Source organism: Acinetobacter lactucae (assembly GCF_001605885.1).
Taxonomy (GTDB): domain Bacteria; phylum Pseudomonadota; class Gammaproteobacteria; order Pseudomonadales; family Moraxellaceae; genus Acinetobacter; species Acinetobacter lactucae.
This window is the reverse complement of sequence record NZ_LRPE01000012.1, coordinates 135710-151063: the sequence shown is the minus strand read 5'-3', so window position 1 is coordinate 151063 and position 15354 is coordinate 135710. Positions and strand designations below refer to the sequence as shown.

General features: G+C 37.1%; 17 protein-coding genes. 13 read left to right on the top strand and 4 right to left on the bottom strand.

The annotated features are described in order from the left end of the window. Positions 1–225 precede the first annotated feature (225 nt). A complete protein-coding gene (locus AWW73_RS07010; protein WP_016144745.1) occupies positions 226–459 on the bottom strand; it encodes a DUF2171 domain-containing protein in 234 nt (77 codons plus the stop codon). Positions 460–708: 249 nt separating this feature from the next. Here AWW73_RS07010 and AWW73_RS07005 point away from each other — a divergent pair, with 249 nt between their 5' ends. From AWW73_RS07005 to AWW73_RS06990, 4 genes are read left to right on the top strand one after another with little or no spacing between them, the layout of a single operon-like run. Beyond that, positions 709–1722 carry an acyl-CoA dehydrogenase family protein gene (locus tag AWW73_RS07005; protein WP_062849218.1) on the top strand — a complete coding sequence of 338 codons (1014 nt, stop codon included), beginning with the start codon at positions 709–711 and terminating at the stop codon, positions 1720–1722. Continuing rightward, positions 1710–2504 carry a PIG-L deacetylase family protein gene (locus tag AWW73_RS07000; protein WP_062849217.1) on the top strand — a complete coding sequence of 265 codons (795 nt, stop codon included), beginning with the start codon at positions 1710–1712 and terminating at the stop codon, positions 2502–2504. Before AWW73_RS07005 ends, AWW73_RS07000 begins: the two co-directional genes overlap by 13 nt. Further along, a complete protein-coding gene (locus tag AWW73_RS06995) occupies positions 2479–3078 on the top strand; it encodes a class I SAM-dependent methyltransferase (RefSeq protein WP_081409524.1) in 600 nt (199 codons plus the stop codon). Before AWW73_RS07000 ends, AWW73_RS06995 begins: the two co-directional genes overlap by 26 nt. After that, positions 3075–3719 (top strand): glycosyltransferase family 2 protein, encoded by a 645-nt coding sequence (locus AWW73_RS06990; protein ID WP_057105775.1) that lies wholly within the window; start codon positions 3075–3077, stop codon positions 3717–3719. The genes AWW73_RS06995 and AWW73_RS06990 overlap by 4 nt, the downstream gene beginning before the upstream one ends. 4 nt (positions 3720–3723) lie before the next feature. Here AWW73_RS06990 and AWW73_RS06985 read toward each other — a convergent pair whose 3' ends face one another. Beyond that, the gene (locus AWW73_RS06985; RefSeq protein WP_062849215.1) at positions 3724–4086 is read right to left on the bottom strand and encodes a hypothetical protein; all 363 of its coding nucleotides are present in this window, start codon (positions 4084–4086) and stop codon (positions 3724–3726) included. Between the two features lie 242 nt (positions 4087–4328). Between AWW73_RS06985 and AWW73_RS06980 the strand changes: the two genes are divergently transcribed. From AWW73_RS06980 to AWW73_RS06960, 5 genes are all read left to right on the top strand, one after another. Beyond that, positions 4329–5582, top strand: a complete 1254-nt coding sequence (locus AWW73_RS06980) for a mechanosensitive ion channel family protein (protein WP_062849214.1) — start codon at positions 4329–4331, stop codon at positions 5580–5582. A 215-nt stretch (positions 5583–5797) separates the two neighbouring features. Further along, positions 5798–6739, top strand: a complete 942-nt coding sequence (locus AWW73_RS06975) for a metal-dependent hydrolase (RefSeq protein ID WP_062849213.1) — start codon at positions 5798–5800, stop codon at positions 6737–6739. Between the two features lies 1 nt (position 6740). Next, on the top strand, positions 6741–7637 hold the full coding sequence (locus AWW73_RS06970; protein ID WP_062849212.1) for an alpha/beta fold hydrolase: 897 nt from the start codon (positions 6741–6743) through the stop codon (positions 7635–7637). A gap of 24 nt (positions 7638–7661) precedes the next feature. Then, entirely contained in the window at positions 7662–8066 is a 405-nt protein-coding gene (locus AWW73_RS06965; RefSeq protein ID WP_062849211.1) for an oxidoreductase, read from the top strand. Positions 8067–8098: 32 nt separating this feature from the next. Next, positions 8099–8563: a DUF6632 domain-containing protein gene (locus AWW73_RS06960; protein ID WP_031947850.1), complete on the top strand. Its 465-nt coding sequence runs from the start codon at positions 8099–8101 to the stop codon at positions 8561–8563. Positions 8564–8631: 68 nt separating this feature from the next. On the opposite strand, the gene AWW73_RS06955 is transcribed toward AWW73_RS06960, so the two are convergent. Then, positions 8632–9036 (bottom strand): hypothetical protein, encoded by a 405-nt coding sequence (locus tag AWW73_RS06955; protein WP_061875821.1) that lies wholly within the window; start codon positions 9034–9036, stop codon positions 8632–8634. A gap of 132 nt (positions 9037–9168) precedes the next feature. Next, positions 9169–10434, bottom strand: coding sequence for an MFS transporter (locus AWW73_RS06950; protein ID WP_062849210.1), 1266 nt, complete (start codon positions 10432–10434; stop codon positions 9169–9171). Positions 10435–10545: 111 nt separating this feature from the next. On the opposite strand from AWW73_RS06950, the gene AWW73_RS06945 reads away from it, so the two are divergent. The 4 genes from AWW73_RS06945 to AWW73_RS06930 all read left to right on the top strand — a co-directional run bounded on the left by AWW73_RS06945 (position 10546) and on the right by AWW73_RS06930 (position 15353). After that, positions 10546–10992 carry a winged helix-turn-helix transcriptional regulator gene (locus AWW73_RS06945; protein ID WP_062849209.1) on the top strand — a complete coding sequence of 149 codons (447 nt, stop codon included), beginning with the start codon at positions 10546–10548 and terminating at the stop codon, positions 10990–10992. Positions 10993–11077: 85 nt separating this feature from the next. Then, positions 11078–11407 carry a hypothetical protein gene (locus AWW73_RS06940; protein ID WP_062849208.1) on the top strand — a complete coding sequence of 110 codons (330 nt, stop codon included), beginning with the start codon at positions 11078–11080 and terminating at the stop codon, positions 11405–11407. A gap of 447 nt (positions 11408–11854) precedes the next feature. Beyond that, on the top strand, positions 11855–13123 hold the full coding sequence (locus tag AWW73_RS06935) for a DNA cytosine methyltransferase (protein ID WP_062849207.1): 1269 nt from the start codon (positions 11855–11857) through the stop codon (positions 13121–13123). Beyond that, the gene (locus tag AWW73_RS06930; RefSeq protein ID WP_062849206.1) at positions 13116–15353 is read left to right on the top strand and encodes a sensor histidine kinase; all 2238 of its coding nucleotides are present in this window, start codon (positions 13116–13118) and stop codon (positions 15351–15353) included. Before AWW73_RS06935 ends, AWW73_RS06930 begins: the two co-directional genes overlap by 8 nt. Position 15354 lies beyond the last annotated feature (1 nt).

Below are 15354 nucleotides of genomic sequence, written 5' to 3'. Positions count from 1 at the left end.
CATGTGCTTAAGGGACAAAAATATTCTTTGAATGGTTTGTTCAGATAAAAAGCAACCTAACTTGGTGATTTTGGGGCTTATGCAATAAAAAAGGCTCCTTAGTTAAAAGGAGCCTTCATTTTTATAATTTAGGCTTGAAATAATTTAAGCCTACTCATTTATATTTATATAGTGAAATATTTTAATTATAAATGTCCACGGTGAATAACTCGCCGTGCTTGAAGCTTAGATCGCTTGCCACTGATCTTTAACTTCTTCTGAATTTTTATTCAGAATGACTTGGTTTTCTTTCACTTCCCCAATCCATGCCGTTGGGATAAGGTGATGTTGATCGTTTTCATCTCGAGTTAGCTTTAATTGATTTTCACCTTCAAGATGATCGACAGTCCCTACTTTTGTGCCACATGAAGCAATAACGTCGGCATGTTTTTTAATATCATTAATATTTAAAGTATTCATTTTAGACCTCTTCTTTGGAAATAGAAAAACGGTAGAAACTAAATTACTTTAAATAATGGGCAAAATGTTGAGTTTTTAATAAACCTTACATGATCGGATTATAAGTTCACTTAATAGGTGCATTTGAATAACAATGAAATAATTAGATATAAATCTAATAATATTTATCTTTTTATTACAATTTACGTGTTTAATTAAACAGATGTGTTCAGATAGTGTTAATTCAATACTTTTAAATAATTAATCGTAATGAATATCAAAATACCTATAAACATGACGATATTGAGTATCTTAAGTGAATTTGAAGCTGCCCCAGCTGAAGTTAAAAACAAGCTGCGAGTTAGTTTGCTCTATCAATTGATCAATGTAGCGAAAAATTTACCCCATCCAGCTTCGGGTCATACCTATCAACGCTGGCAACTTTTTGGGCAGATTGCTGGGGTTGATTTAAGTCTAGCTAAGCTTTTTGAATCTCATTGCGATGCCTTAAGTATTTTAAATGAATTGGGCTATCAACAAGAAATAGATAACAAGAGTTGGGCGGTTTGGGCAGCCGATGGCGGACCAGCGCCTTTGCAAGTCACTAACCAACTTTGTAATGGCATAAAACCTTGGTGCTCTGGTGCTGAGTTTATCCAAAAAGCTTTAATGAGTTATAAAGATCAGCAAGGGCAGGCGCAGCTTTGTATTGCCGACTTAAGCCATCCATCTATTACGACCGATTTAAACCACTGGCAGGCGGTAGGCATGCATGCAACACAGACCGCGCAAGTAACTTTTAAAAATACGCCTGTTCAATCGGTTGGTGAGCCAAACAGTTATTTGAAACGCCCAGGTTTTTGGCATGGTGCAGCAGGTGTTGCGGCTTGTTGGTATGGTGCCGCCGTGCGTCTAGCTGGTTATTTGCAAGAAAGCTGTCAGGCAAATCCTAACCCATATAAAAAATTATATTTAGGCGAGGTCGCTCAGCAATTAGAAATCACCAAACAATATTTTCAATATGTTGCTGAATTGATTGACCATGAACCAACGCTAAGCCATGAGCGGGAAATACGGATATTACGAGCCCAAACAGAACAATGCTGTCTGAGCATTATTGAGCGAGTAGGGAAAGCCTTAGGCGCTCGTCCTTTTTGTGAAGATGCGACATTTGCTCAGCTCATGGCAGATTTGCCTGTGTTTATACGACAAAGTCATGCTGCTTTTGACTATGAACAAATTGCAGAACTCTGTGTGTCGGAGCAAAGCCTATGGGAACTTTAAAGCATCCTTTGGTTGAAGACCGTGTTATTTTTGGTGAGGGCACGGCCAAAGAGCAATGGTTAAAGGCATTTAAAGATCATCCGCTAGCGCCTTTAGATCTTGAGTTATTTCGTTCTAAAAGGGTGGTGATTGTCGCTCCACATCCTGATGATGAAGTGCTTGGCTGTGGTGGGTTAATGCAGCAACTCATCGAACTAAATTGTAAGATTCTAATTTTAGCTGTGAGTAACGGCACACAAAGCCATCCTAACTCTACAAAATATCCTCCAGATCAGCTCAATGTTCTTCGTCCGCAAGAAAGCTTGGTTGCCTTGAAGTGTTTAGGCGCAGCAGAGTCAACCGAGCATGTAGAGTTTAATTTGTTAGATGGTCAGATTCATTTACAAACCGAGCAACTCTGGCAGAGTTTAGATCAGATGGTTCAAGCCGACGATATTCTAATTTGTAGTTATGAGTTTGATGGACATCCAGACCATGAAGCAGTAGGGAAAACCGTACAAGCTTATGCGACTGCGAAGCAATTACTATGTTTACACGTATTAATCTGGGCTTGGCATTGGGCAAAGCCTTTAGACCCACGAATTGATTGGCACCGAGCAAAAGCATTTTCATTAACACAAGAACAGCTAACTAAAAAACAACAAGCAATTTTGCAGTTTAAAACCCAACTAGAAGCAGATGAAAGCACGGGGAATGCCGCAGTGCTATCTCCAAGTGCGATTAATCGTCTTTTAATGCCTTATGAGGTTTATTTGAGTGATTCATTCTCGCATGTACTTTGAAGATTTATATCGTCATAACAGTGATCCATGGGGCTATGACACTCATTGGTATGAAGCACGTAAAAGACAAATTTGTCTCGCACTGCTGACAAAACCTCGCTATCCAAAGGTGCTAGAAGTCGGCTGCTCAAACGGACATTTAAGTTTTCATTTGGCAAAAAGAGCTGAGCAATTGATCTGTATAGATGTTTCTGAGAGTGCTGTTCGCTTGGCATCTGAACGTCTAAAAGAATTTGAGCATGTTGTTGTTGAAAATAGAAAAATACCTGAAGACTACTCAATTCAAAAATTTGACCTAATTTTAATTAGTGAGATGGCCTATTACTTGTCAGCAGATGAATTGCACCAGTTTATTGAAAAGTTAAAACATAGTTTAAATGATGACGGTGAAATTCTGTGTTGCCATTGGCGACATGAAATCCAAGATTTTGAATTAAATGCTGAGCGAGTTCATCAAAGTTTTCAGCAACATTTTCCATTTCACCACTATCTCAGCTTAAACGATCCAGATTTTATGATCGATTTGTGGACGGCCAATACTTCCTCTTTAGCACAGCAGGAAAAACTAAGATGAAAATAGGTATCGTCATTCCAGCGCATAACGAAGAATACTATCTATCTGCCTGTCTGCAATCTGTTCAGGTTGCGATAGATAACATCAGTGGTTATGACGTAGAAGTGCTTGTTGTACTCGATAGCTGTACAGATCAGTCGCGGTTAATCGTACAAAGCCATCAAATCAATTGGATTGAATGCGACTATGCATGTGTTGGGCAAGCGAGAGACTTAGGTATTCGCCATTTAATTGAGAGAGGGGTTACATGGATTGCATGTACAGATGCAGACACGGTCGTCAGCCCTGATTGGCTACGCTACCAAATCCAGCATCAACCCACAGATGCAATTTGCGGCACTGTAACGCTAGACGATTTTAGTCATCTCTCTATCACTAAGCGGGAAAAATATTTAGCACATTATCAAGATGAGATGGACCATGCGCATATTCACGGGGCAAATTTAAGTTTTAGCGCAGAGGTCTACCTTTTGGTCGGTGGCTTTGAACCTATTTCATGTCATGAAGATGTGTCTTTAATCAAAAAATTGATCAAGCATTGTTGCAATATTACTTGGAGTAATTTGGTTCGAGTGACAACGAGCAGTCGCTTAAATGGACGTGCGCCGCAGGGATTATCTTACTTTTTAAATAATCTCTAATGATTTAAAGCATGACCTCGCCCAATATAGAAATGTTCTTTAAATTTTTAGAGTCATATTTAATATTGATGATGCTACCGACTTTATATTTATGATGATTTTTTTCGGCGATAAGCACCTTTAGATTTTCAGTAATGATTTGGCTTTGCTCAGTTTGAAATTTCAATTTGATATAACATAAAGGGCGATATTGCACCTTAGCTAATGAGTCTTGAAAATATACGACCTCGGCAGAAGTCATTATTCCTCGCTTATAAATTAAAAATCTTTGAACCAGACTTTTAAGAAAAAAGATCCAAGCAATATAGATAAAGAATAAGCTAAACCAGACCACACCAATAAAAGTCAAAAAATCAGAAAACTTCACTCACGAGAACCAAAATAACTTGTTTATCGTATTATTCTAGATGAACCGATAGGCTCGATCTACTTTATATAATTGGTCTAAACCATAAGCAGGTAAGGTTCTAAAATTAACAGATCATAATTAAGTTCGGGCAGGGTATATAACTTAGTTGTTGTATTTATGACTACATATGTAAACAAACCTTATGATCAAATGCCTTAGCCCTTAAAATTACTGAAAATAAAGTTTTAAGGTGTATAGGTTTGGATTTTTTAAATTTTTTTCGCGATATTCGGGGTGAGTTAAGCCAATATCCTTGGCTAGAGATGTTTGTTTCACTCACTATTTTGATTTTATTTGCAGCAATCGCAAATTTTATTGCCAAACGTATTATTGTTCGGGGCGTTCGTCATTTAGTTACAAAGCTTAAATCACCAAATCAGTCTATTTTTGCTCAGCATAGCGTCATAAGAAGATTTGCAAATATTGTTCCTGCTGTTGTGATTATGAATGGTATTGCAACCGTGCCTCATCTATCTCCAAAGTTCATTGCTTTTGTAGAGATGGCAGCGCAAGCATTCATTTTTCTCACACTCGCGCTTACGGTCAGTGAAATATTAAATATATTTAATCTGATCTATCAGCGTAATCCAAAATCTAGAAACAAACCGATTAAAGGTTATTTACAGCTCGTTAAACTCATTTTATTTGTGGTGTGTGGCCTGATGATTTTGGGAACATTCCTTAAAAAGGATGTGTTCACTTTACTTGCAGGTTTTGGTGCGATGGCAGCGGTATTAATGCTGGTTTTCCAAAACACCATTTTGTCTTTAGTGGCGAGTGTCCAAATTGCTTCTTATGACATGGTGCGCATTGGTGACTGGATTGAAATGCCATCTTTAAATGCTGACGGTGATGTCATTGATATTTCACTGCATACTGTAACTGTTCAAAATTTTGATAAAACTTATACCACCATTCCGACCAATAAGCTGGTTACTGATACATTTAAAAACTGGCGAGGCATGAGTAACTCAGGTTGCCGTCGAATGAAGCGCTCACTTTTTATCGATCAAAGTAGCGTGCATTTCATGAGCGATGAAGAGCAGCAAAAGCTCAAAGAGTTTTTACTGTTAGACCAATATCTTGATGCAAAGCAATCTGAAATTGAAGAGTTCAATAAGCAATTAAGCAATCAATCTCGTTACAACAAGCGCCGTCTAACCAACATTGGAACATTTAGAGCTTATGTGGAATTTTACTTGCGCCAGCACAAGGGTATTGCTCAAAACCAAACCATTATGGTTCGCCAGTTACAGCCAACAAGCCAAGGTTTGCCGTTAGAAATTTATGCATTTACCAACACGATTGCATGGGTTTCTTATGAAGCAATTCAGTCAGATATTTTTGACCATTTAATTGCGATTCTTCCTGAATTTGGTTTACGTGTTTACCAAGCGCCTTCGGGTCATGATTTGCAAAGATTAACGTCAGAAATTAGCCCAACCGAAGTTTAATTCCCACATTAGATGTAAAAATTTGCTTCATTAAAAGCTCTCATTATGAGGGCTTTTTTTAATCTATTTCTTTTGTGCCTTTAATTTTCAACACTTATTTTCAAAGTTCTAATAAGGCATTTGACTATTCTGACATAGCATTTGTCCTTTAAAGATATTAACAAGTTCTATTTTAGAACTTAATGTGTAGTTGTCTTGAGTAAGAGAAAAAGAACATGCAACCAAACACATTCAAAGATATGGCATCAAAAACTTTATGGCCATTATTTCCACGCCGTGTTGCCTTTGACTGGAATCATTCCCCGTTGCACTGGATTCCTCAGTCTCCGCTTGGAAGTCATGCTGTAAATCATTTCAGTTTTACTTTGGTGAGGGGGGAATACTTTTTCTGCCGTATTTTTAACAAAGCATTGCCATTTGTTACCGATGAAAAATTAAAAAAAGATGTAGAAACTTTTATTCGTCAAGAAGCCATTCATGCTCAAGCGCATAAAGAGTCCATTGAAAAATATATACAACGTTATGGCATTGATACTGAAAAGCAGTATGAGCGAGTAATGGAATTATTTGACTACATGCTTGCAGATAAACCGTTTGGCAAGGTTTTGCCACAGCGTATGCAAAAGTCTTGGTTATTGTTCCGTGTAGGCATTGTTGCTGCCGCTGAACACTACACTTGTGCATTGGGTCAATATGTTTTAACGAAAGCACATTGGGAAGAAAAAGGTTGCGATCCGGCGGTAAGTGATTTATTTACGTGGCACTGTGCAGAAGAAGTTGAGCACAGAACAGTAGCTTTTGATTTATTTGAACATTTGGGTGGTAGCTATGCATTGCGGGCTGCAATCATGAGTATAGTGGCACCCATTTTTACTTATTTAATGGTTAAAGGAACACAAGAGCTAGCTGCAGTAGATCAGACGATACCTAAGTCCCAACAGACTTTAATCCATCCGAATTTTTGGAGGGAGTGGTTTAAAGCAAGCGCTCAAGGACTAGTACCAAGTCCTGTATGGTTTATCACAATTGCTAAAAACTTCTTTAAGCCTGCGTACCATCCTTTCTATGAAGGTTCAACCGAGCTTGCACTGGATTATATAAATCGCTCACCAGCAGTCAAACTCTATGAAGAAATACAAAAAGGATTGGTGAGCTAAGATGAATACAAATATTGAAAAACAACAAAGATACATTCAGGCTGCTGATGTGACTCTATCTGTTTATGAGTGGGGGAAGTCAACAGCAGATCTTGAGACCTTAGTTTTTATTCATGGCTATCCTGATGAGGCGCAAGTATGGGATGAACTGGCTTCATTACTGAAGTCTGATTTTCATATTGTCACTTATGATGTTCGAGGTACAGGTTTATCTGGTGCTCCATTATCAGAAGCAGGGTATCACATGGATTATCTCGTTTCTGACTTGAAGGAAGTGATTCAACAAACAAGTCCTAATCAACCTGTACATCTAATTGGACATGATTTAGGGGCATTACAAGGGTGGGCTGCTGTTCTTGATGACAAATTAAAAGATTACATCAAAAGCTATACGGCCTTAGCACCGAGTATTGATCATGCCGGCATGTGGTTCAAAGAAAATCTGAACAGTAAAGAGCCTGCGAAAATGTTTGCTGCTGTCAAACAAATGGTCTCTTCGAGTTATATGCTCTTTTTTAATATTCCAATTATTCCAGAGTTAAGCTGGTATCTGGGGCTATCAAAAATATGGCCACAAGTGGTTTCTCAACTCGAGGGGAAGAAGGTTACACGTCATCCTAATCAACTTAAAAATGGAATACGTGGTTTAGGCTTTTATCGCCTAAATTTATTCAAGCCATTATTAAATGCACAGAAGCGTTATACATCAGTGCCTATACATGTCTTATCAATGACTAAAGATCGCTTTGTGCCCCAGCATATTGTCGATAAACAAGACCGATGGGTGAATTCATCTTTTACACGTACCGATATTCCGTTAGGTCATTGGGGGATCGCAAGCCATCCGGATTTAGTTGCAACGCCTATTCGTAATTATATTCAAAAGCTGACTGCGTAAAAACAATAAAGCTGGAGGTCTAAAATGAAAAACGAATTAAAACTGGCATCACCCTTTACTTTAAAAGATGGCTTTACACTCAAGAATAGGCTGATTAAATCGGCTTTAAGTGAAGGACTGGCCCATCCAGATGGACGACCAAGTAAAAAGTTGATTCAACTATACCGAACTTGGTCGCAATCAGGAGCTGGGGTTTTAATCACGGGTAACGTGATGATCGACTCTAGAGCAATTGGTGAACCGGGCAATGTTATTATTGAAAATGAAAAAGATTTTGCCTTAATCAAAGAATGGGCAGACGTTGCTAAATCGGGTGGTAGTGAAGTCTGGATGCAAATAAATCATCCGGGTAAGCAGGCAATTAGAGGGTTGAATAAAAGGATTGGGTATTTTCAAAACTCGTCGATTACGTGCTTCTTAAAATTATAAATTAATGTTTTATATCAATGAGGATATAAGTTATGTCAGCAACTCATCAGATAAAAATATCGAGATTCAGTTTAGTCGCAAAATTTATGGGAATTAGCTTTCTTTTATTTTTTGCAGGGGCAGCACTTCTCATCTTTTTAAATATTCCTGCAATTTTACTTCAGTTTGAATGGGGTAAATTTCTTGTTCGATTAGTTCGCTGGGGAGAGTTGCATGGTGGAGGTGAGCATTACGAGTTGATGATCTCAGCTATCTATATTGTATGGGGCTGGTTTTTATTAAAAGCCGCCAATGAACCTCTAAAAAACTATATGTTTTTTGAATTTACTATGATTGCAAATATTGCTCACTTTGGCGCGATGTTGATTATGGGGCTAGTCATGACACACGAATCTCCACACTTAATTGGAGATGTATTGTTGGGGTGGGTTCTTCTATTAATTTATATTTATTTTTGGTTGCCTGTTAGAAAAATATATAAATCAGAGAATAGTTAACGTATTTGACTTAAAGCCTAAAAGTTAAAACGGAGAGCGAAAATTGGATCTGCTCTCCTGATTATAAATCATCCGGCAAACCAAATATTTTGATGATCACACATTGGGCTCAAATGTTTAATGCGGAGGTTGTCTTGCTGAAAATTACCAAAACCTCCAGCAATATCTAATTCACTGCCTATAGCGATATGCTTGCCTTTATAGCTTAAAGTTTGTTTTTTAGAGTCCCACTGAGCAGTGTGTTCAGGGAAGATAATCAGGATATCGTTCACATAAAGACATTCTTGTTTTAACTGTAAAGCTCCTTTTAGGCGTGCTGAAGCAGAAATACCATTAGATTGATAAACAGGGAGTTTTACGGCACTCATATCTTCACCTGCTTCTTGCTGCTGACAACCTGTAAGAAGAGCAAAGACAACTATGCAGATTAATTTATTATTAATACCCAATTTTGTTCCTATAGGGGCTTCCATATATTTTTGATAGTAATGGACTAATGTTGCATATCAATCATTAGATTGTTAGAGAAGATTTCATTCCATTACCGCTTGAGCTTAACAAATTAAGACTTAAGAACTTTATTCACTGACGAGAGTCATCCTAAATTATAGTTTGTTTATTTGTATATTGTTATCTTTTTCATTTGTGTCTTGAGCAGCGGTGTGTCGTGTCATCCACCAAAATATGAGCGCCAACAAACTAACACCTGCACCTAAGGCACACACGCCAAACCAACCAGCATAGGCGTAAGTCGCTGTGGTGCTAATTGCACCGAGTCCACTACCCACTGCATAAAAGAGCATGTATAGACCAACAAGACGGCTATGCGCTTCTGGGCGAGTGCGAAAAATTATACTCTGATTGGTCACGTGTAGAGCCTGTCCACCCAAGTCTAGCAATACGATGCCAATTACTAGCGCCCAAAGGGAGTAGGCCATAAGTGAAAGTGGGCCCCAAGCGAGCAGTAATATTACGAGTGCTACTAAGCTTGTACGCTGAGCATATCCGCGGTCAGCCCAGTAACCCGCACGTGCAGCAGCCAAAGCACCAATCACTCCAACAAGTCCAAAAGACCCAATTACAGTATGCGAGAAGCTATAAGGCGGCTCGCTTAATGGTAGTACCAATGCGCTCCAAAAAATATTAAATGCCGCAAACATGAGTAAAGCTAAAACACCTCGCACTTGGAGTACTTTTTCTTGTCGAAGCAGGTTTAACATAGACGCCAGAAGCTGCGGGTAGCGCATGGCACTGGGTTGAATATTTAAATGAGGAAGTCGTTTCCAAAGGGGGAATGCAATCATGAACATGATGATGGCTGCACAAAAATACACACCACGCCAACCCGCTATATCGCTAATTCCTCCTGAAAATACACGAGCAAGCAGTAACCCAATAAACACACCACTTTGTGCAGTACCAACAACATGGCCCTGTTCATGTGGGGCAGCAGCACTTGCAGCATAAGCAATAAGCCCTTGAGTCATGGCTGTGCCGAGTAAACCCACCGCAAGCATTCCTATTAAGAGAACAATGGTAGAGTGAGCAAAGCCAACCATGAGCAAAGCCGAGATCAAAGCCAATAACTGAATAGCCATTAAACGACGCCGATTTACCAAATCACCCAACGGCACTAAAAACACCAAGGCTAGGGCACAACCTATTTGAGTAGCTGTAACCACACCACCAATGGCAGCATGACTAACATTAAAGTCCTTGGCTAATATGTCGAGCAAAGGCTGTGCATAATAGACATTTGCTACGCTTGCACCACTTGCAATAGCGAACAGAAAAATTACGTTACGAGGTATGATCGAAAGCGGTTTATCGCTTTCTGCGCGTGAAGTTGAAGATACAAGAGATGCTTTCATGGGCCAAAATCCATTCAATCTAGTTTTAAAATGCAACTAGTTGAATGTTAGACCTGCTAGTTTTAAAATGCAACTAGATAACTTGTTACTGATGATTGGTAAGGAAACTCAATGGCGAACTCTATATTGTTAAAAGATGAACCTTGTCCTGTTGCGCGTTGCGTCAATCTCATTGGAGATCGGTGGTCACTGCTTATTGTGCGTGATGCTTTTGATGGAATGCGCCGTTTTGGAGATTTTCAGCGAAGCTTGGGCGTTGCGCGAAATATACTTTCTGACCGACTAAAAAAATTAGTCGATGCAGGTGTTCTTGAAATGCAAGATGCTTCAGATGGCACGGCTTATCAGGAGTATGTATTGACCGCTAAAGGAGAGAGTTTGTTTCCAGTAATTGTAGCTTTACGACAATGGGGAGAGCACAACCTATTTGAAAGTGGAGAGCACTATTCTCTATTAATTGATAAAAATACAGGTCAGCAAATTCCATTTATGGCGCCAGTCGCAGCAGATGGAGAAGTGCTAAAAGCTTCTGACACTCAAGTGCAAAAGGTGAAATAAAATAAGACAAAACAAAAATAACCTTTTTTAACTTAAATTTGGGCAGATTAGTTGATAACCTTGCGCGTCAAATTAAGGTGAGATTATGAGATTTATATTCCTCTTTATCAGCGCAATTTCAATTCAATGTTATGCAGCATCAGAAGCAATGGAACTTCATTACTGTGAAACTGTGAAGAAAGCAGCGAGTGGCGTGATGGATGCAAGACAACATGAAGTGCCAGCTAAAGAGTTACACGACATCGCCAATCATCTTGAAGAGCAACAAGCCAAACAACTTTACCAAGAGCTTATCAAATCTGCATATTCTTCAAAGCTATTTGAAGACCCTCTCATTAAGTCAAAAGCTGTCGAGAACTTTCAAACCACTTGGCATGAGCAATGTTTGGCAAAAGAATTGGCTAAAAGTATGTGAGGGTTAGTGAAAATAGCTAACTAACCGATACTAAAAACCGCTTAATTTTTTTTAAACTACGTGGTTTTTTAATTTTAGAGCGGGAAGTGGAGCTCAAACTCATAACTCCAGCTATGGCTGGATCAAAAGAGTTTTACCGGCATTACTTCTGGCGCATATAGTAATCCAGTCATGGCTTGAGATGGTACGAGAAGACTATTCGCAGTCAGATGCATGTAACGATGTTAAAAGTGGCTTGACAGTGTTGCATTGTCGATATTGGATTATAAATTTTTAAATTTGTTTTACACAGCTTGGATAAGTGTTCTTTGTATTTGCATATATATAACAAAATAATATTTTTCGACGGAAAAATACCCATTGTGGACAGGGAAGTTAAATTTTCCTCTTGAAACACTTCATTTATCCTGGCACTCTTGCTTTTACAAAAAAAGGTGTATTTGTGGTATGACTGCCGTTAGCTCTTCTTTCAGATTTTTAGATGTATTTGCCGGTGCTGGAGGGCTTTCCGAAGGATTTATTCAAGCTGGTTTTATGCCGGTAGCGCATGTGGAAGCTGATGAAGCGGCTTGTGCTACTTTAAAAACACGCCAAGCATATCATTGGTTAAAAGATAATAATAAAGTCGATATTTATAAAGACTATCTAGAAGGAAATATTACACGTAATGAGTTTTGGGGAATGGTGCCTAAAGAGGTTCTAGACTCAGTTATAAATGAATTTATTGGTCCTCAAAGTTTAAAATCTATTTTTGAAAAAGTTGATAAATTTTTAAATGGTAAAAAATTAGATATTATCGTTGGTGGACCACCTTGTCAGGCGTATTCAGTCATTGGAAGAGCGCGTGGAAATATGGAAAATGATCCTCGTAACCATTTATATATTTATTACGCTGAATTTTTAAAAAAATATGAACCTGAATATTTTGTTTTTGAAAATGTACTCGGGCTCCTATCTGCAAAAGATAAAAATGGTGATTCATATTTTAAGAAGATGTTTAATCTCTTCAATGAAATGGGTTATGCTGTTGAATATAAAGTATTAACTGCTGCAGATTATGGGGTTTTACAGAATAGAAAGCGTGTAATTCTAATTGGTAAAAGAGGTGTAGAACACAAGGAATTCTATCCAGAGCTTTTGAAAATTGATTTAAATGCTATGGTTTGGGATGCATTGGAAGATCTACCAAAAATAAAAGCTGGCGAAGGAAGTCATTTACCTTGTGAAGTTTCCCAAAATTATAGTCATTGGTTATTACAAGCAAATATACATACAGATTTACCAGTAACATGGCATCAAGCTCGTCCAAATACTACACAAGATTTGGAAATTTATCGTATAGCAGTGGATATTTGGAATAATAGTAAAAAAAGATTAAATTATAATGACTTGCCAAATAAATTAAAAAGTCATAAATTTAGTGAATCTTTTACTGATCGTTTTAAAGTGGTCGCTGGTGATTTAGCTGCATCTCATACAGTAGTTGCACATATGGCAAAGGATGGACATCATTATATTCATCCTGATATTGAGCAGAATCGCTCTTTAACTCCACGTGAGGCTGCACGACTACAAACTTTTCCTGATGATTATTTCTTTGAAAGTCAAAGTGGGAAACCTAGTCGTACGAGTGCCTATAAACAAATTGGTAATGCTGTGCCCGTTCTATTAGCAAATAAAATTGCAGAAAAAATTATGGAGTATTTAAATGGCTGAAGATAAAAGAATTATAATAAGACCAGCTGGGCGACACATACTTACGATTGGAAGAGAGCTAATTCAAGACCATGCCGCTGCAATAATAGAATTAGTTAAAAATGCTTTTGACGCTGATTCACCAACAGTAGATATAAAAATTAATAAAGATAATTCAAATAAAAATTATAAAATTATCATAACTGATTATGGTCATGGTATGTCTCGTGATGATGTATTATTAAAATGGTTAGTTCCCTCTACTGATGATAAGCTGAAGAGAAAATCCACCAGAAATGGACGAGTAATGCAAGGCCGTAAAGGAGTCGGTCGATATGCGGTAGCATTATTAGGAGATCTTTTAAAAATTCAAACAGTAACTGAAAAAGGAGAATGTACTACAGTTTCTTTGTGCTGGAGTGAGTTTGAGAAAGCCCAGTATCTAGATCAAGTTGATATTAAAGTAGAGACAATTACTGATAATAATTTGAAGAAAGGTACAACAATTGAGATTTTTGGTGATGAAAAATTTTATGGTGAATGGACTGAAAAACAAGTTAATAAATTGATTTTTGAATTAAAAAAGTTGGTAGTGCCTTTAGATTTAAGCAGAAGTAATGAAAATAAGAATTTAAATTTTAATATTTATCTCGAGGTAGAAAGTGATAACAATGATGAGGTGATAAAAAAAACTGAAATTAAATCATATCCGATTGTAGATTATTTTGATTATCGAATATCTGGAACAGTTGAAAAAGATGGTACAGGGAAATTAATTTATTCTTGTCAAAAGACAGATAATATCCCGAATGAAGAAATCAGTTTCCAATTTAAAGAAGCTGTAACTATTGATAATAAATCTTATATGAGAAACTCTCCACTAAATTGTGGAAAGTTGATTTTTGATATTAGGGTTTATGACCGTGATCCTGAATCACTGTTATCATTAATTAAGCGAGGAAGCCTAACTAAAAATATTGAAAATACTCAATTAGAATTGGGTGAGTCTAAGGGGAAGAAAAAAGTTCAAGAGTTTACTAAGACTGATGCGAAAAATTTATTAGATGAATACAATGGTTTGGGAGTTTTTAGAAATGGCTTTCGACTTAGACCATTAGGTGATCCTGGATATGATTGGTTACTATTAGATAGCCGACGTGTTCAAAATCCTTCAATGAGAATAGGTATTAACCAAGTAATTGGTTATGTGAAGATACAATCAGAAGAAGACTCTAATTTAATAGAAAAAAGTGCTCGTGATGGTTTAAAAGATAATAGAGCCTATGAGGATTTAATGAATGCTACTCAGCAAGTAATTGCTGAGTTAGAAACCCGAAGATTTAATTATAGAAAAATTAATGGACTTTCGAGACCTGCTTTAAAAATTGAACAAGAATTCGAAAAGTTATTTAATTTTGATGATTTGAAGTTTGATATTAAGAAATCTTTAGATGAAGAGGGTGTCTCTTTGGAGACCTCTGATAAAATTTTAAAATCTATAGATGAGAAATCAAAAGAGCAGAATAAAGCCGTAGAAGAAATACGCAAAGCCGTTTCTGTATACCAGACTCAAGCTATGTTAGGAAAAATTATAAATCAGATTTTGCATGAAGGCAGAAGACCTTTAAATTTCTTTAAAAACGAAATACCTAGTTTTAAATTCTTCTTACAAAGTTATATTGAAAACAATAATGAAGATGATTTGAATGAAATTTTGAGTATAGCTGAAGGAATTAATAAAAACTCAAAAGATTTTGTAGAGCTTTTTAGCAAAATATCTCCTCTAGCCGCTGCAAAAAGAGGAAATAGAAAGCAAGAGTTTGTCTATAAATGTATTGATGATGCTTTAAAATTATTTTCTAATGATTTAAATAATTTAAATATTGAGGTTAAAATTAATATAAATAAAAATCAAACCCTACTTTGTTGGAAGCAAGATATAGATATTATATTTGCGAATTTAATTGAGAATAGTATCTATTGGTTAAGTCAGATTAATGAGTCTCGTAAAATTGAGATATATGAAGGCTCCGATGAGGGTAAACCAATAATTTTATATAAAGATAATGGACCTGGGATTGATGTAGATAGTATTAAATCAAATGCTATTTTTGAACCAGGTTTTACTAAAAAGACTGAAGGTACTGGATTGGGGCTTTCTATTGCAGGTGAGGCTGCCGATAGAAATGGTTTGGAGTTAAAAGCACAAGAGTCAGATGAGGGTGCTTTATTTTTGTTGTTAGGAAAATAAT

Excerpts from the sequence above, each read along its gene's own strand:
- AWW73_RS06955 (WP_061875821.1), bottom strand. The coding sequence starts at position 9,036 with ATGGAAGCCCCTATAGGAACAAAATTGGGTATTAATAATAAATTAATC.
- AWW73_RS06945 (WP_062849209.1), top strand. The coding sequence starts at position 10,546 with ATGGCGAACTCTATATTGTTAAAAGATGAACCTTGTCCTGTTGCGCGT.
- AWW73_RS06930 (WP_062849206.1), top strand. The coding sequence starts at position 13,116 with ATGGCTGAAGATAAAAGAATTATAATAAGACCAGCTGGGCGACACATA.
- AWW73_RS07010 (WP_016144745.1), bottom strand. The coding sequence starts at position 459 with ATGAATACTTTAAATATTAATGATATTAAAAAACATGCCGACGTTATT.
- AWW73_RS06975 (WP_062849213.1), top strand. The coding sequence starts at position 5,798 with ATGCAACCAAACACATTCAAAGATATGGCATCAAAAACTTTATGGCCA.
- AWW73_RS06950 (WP_062849210.1), bottom strand. The coding sequence starts at position 10,434 with ATGAAAGCATCTCTTGTATCTTCAACTTCACGCGCAGAAAGCGATAAA.
- AWW73_RS06940 (WP_062849208.1), top strand. The coding sequence starts at position 11,078 with ATGAGATTTATATTCCTCTTTATCAGCGCAATTTCAATTCAATGTTAT.
- AWW73_RS06935 (WP_062849207.1), top strand. The coding sequence starts at position 11,855 with ATGACTGCCGTTAGCTCTTCTTTCAGATTTTTAGATGTATTTGCCGGT.
- AWW73_RS07005 (WP_062849218.1), top strand. The coding sequence starts at position 709 with ATGAATATCAAAATACCTATAAACATGACGATATTGAGTATCTTAAGT.
- AWW73_RS06960 (WP_031947850.1), top strand. The coding sequence starts at position 8,099 with ATGTCAGCAACTCATCAGATAAAAATATCGAGATTCAGTTTAGTCGCA.
- AWW73_RS06990 (WP_057105775.1), top strand. The coding sequence starts at position 3,075 with ATGAAAATAGGTATCGTCATTCCAGCGCATAACGAAGAATACTATCTA.
- AWW73_RS07000 (WP_062849217.1), top strand. The coding sequence starts at position 1,710 with ATGGGAACTTTAAAGCATCCTTTGGTTGAAGACCGTGTTATTTTTGGT.
- AWW73_RS06970 (WP_062849212.1), top strand. The coding sequence starts at position 6,741 with ATGAATACAAATATTGAAAAACAACAAAGATACATTCAGGCTGCTGAT.
- AWW73_RS06965 (WP_062849211.1), top strand. The coding sequence starts at position 7,662 with ATGAAAAACGAATTAAAACTGGCATCACCCTTTACTTTAAAAGATGGC.